General features: G+C 43.8%; 1 protein-coding gene. It reads right to left on the bottom strand.

Annotation, left to right across the window (positions count from 1 at the left end; all coding sequences use genetic code 11):
- A partial coding sequence (locus QTO00_RS19170) for a putative bifunctional diguanylate cyclase/phosphodiesterase (protein ID WP_331426170.1) occupies positions 1 to 1,792 on the bottom strand: 1,792 nt, incomplete at its 3' end.
- Positions 1,793 to 1,836 lie beyond the last annotated feature (44 nt).

The raw sequence follows: 1,836 nt of genomic DNA, 5'->3' as shown, positions 1-1,836 counted from the left end.
CAAAGGAGCGGTCTATCTTGAGTACATCAACCGACAAGTGCTTTAGGTAACGCAATGACGAGTAACCAGTACCAAAATCATCAATTGATGTTTTTATCTTGTATCCTTTTAACTCTGCGATTTTTTGAATCGCAGCGTCAACGTTTTCAAGTAACAAGTTTTCGGTGATTTCCAGTTCAATCAGCTCGCCATCAATATCAGCTTGTGCCAATGAGTCCACGATGTGCTCTACAAATGTCGGTTGTGAAAATTGCAGTGGGCTGATGTTAATCGCCAATCGATAGAATGAATCTGGTAGAGCCCCTTGTTTCTTCCATGCTGATAACTGATAGCATGCTTGTTCGATGATCCAGTTACCGATCTGTATAATCTGCCCAGTCTCTTCTGCTATGGGCATAAACACACCTGGAGGAAGAACGCCTTTTTCCGGGTGGTTCCAACGTATTAATGCTTCGACGCCAATGATTTTGTGTTGGTCATCGACCTGAGGTTGGTAGTAGAGCTCTAATTGACCTTTGCTCAGTGCTTCGTGTAGGCCTTTTTCGACTTCGAGGAAAGATTCCACCTGCGCTTGCATCTCAGGCTCATAGAACATGTATTTGTTTTTACCGGATACTTTCGCACGATAGAGTGCTGTATCTGCTTGTCGAAGTATATCTATGTTAGTGCTACCTACTGATGGAAAAACTGCAATACCGACACTGACTGAACAGTAGAGTTGGTGGTCATCAATCGAATATGGGTTAGAGATAAGAGCCAGCAGTTGTTGAGCGAGCTCTCGCGCTTTCTCTGCGCCGGTATTAGGGAGAAGAATGGCAAACTCATCACCACCAATTCTAGCCGCAGTAAAGTCTTCCTGAATCCAAGCCTCGATTCGTTTGGCTATCGCTTTCAGTAGGTTGTCGCCAATGGTATGGCCTAATGAGTCATTGATGGTTTTAAATCGGTCCAAATCAAGATAGAACAGGGTGCCAGCTTGATTAGTATTGTTTGACTCTTCGATAGAATTCTTGAGCATCTGCATCAACAGGCTTCGGTTTGAGAGGCCTGTTAGAGAATCGTAGTACGCCAGTTGATTGAGCTGAGCCGACGCCGCCTCTCGCTCAATCCAAAGGGTATGAATCGTTTTGGCTAACTGTCCAATCTCATCGCCTTGGTTTAAAGCAGCAGGCGGTAAATCGGGCTTGGTGTTTTGCAATGAGCGAACCCATTCCATCAAAGTAACGAGGGGTTTTGACAGCTTTTGGTAGAAGAACATCAACAATATCGAAGTTAAAATGATGTTCCTAAGCAGATCAAACAGCAATATTTTACTTGTTCTAGAGATGAAATCTTTGGCGATGTTAGCGCCATTAACAGAGAAGCTCAGCGTACCGACAACCACGTGTGAGTTAGGTTGATGAAGCTCTGTGGTGTAGACTGGCGAAGTCGGGGTCAAATATCCTGATAGAGCTTCGGCAAATCCGCTTTGCATTTGCACATTGCGCTCTTTTTTCGTCAAGGTATCACCAAAGTCATCGACGATATGCACTTTGTATATCGCAGGATCCATCATCAAACTTGAAGCGACTTGCTCTGCGAGAAGTTGATTGAGATGGTAGGCGGCTTGGCTAGCGTTAGAGTAGTTTTGCAAAAGCTTAAATTGGTAGTACTCGCCGATTCGTTTCTGTTCCTGATGAAAATCCACCACAATTTGATACAAGCTAAAGCACATCCCTAGTATTACTGAAACTAGAAACACGGTTTTGGCTTGTCGGATCGCTAATGAGTTAATTTTATGGCTTTCAGGCATAGTCTAAATCGCTTCACTCTACTTCTTTAGTTATAGCGCAAAAT

It is taken from the genome of Vibrio sp. M260118, assembly GCF_036533755.1.
GTDB lineage: Bacteria > Pseudomonadota > Gammaproteobacteria > Enterobacterales > Vibrionaceae > Vibrio.
This window is presented reverse-complemented; position numbering and strand designations above follow the sequence as displayed.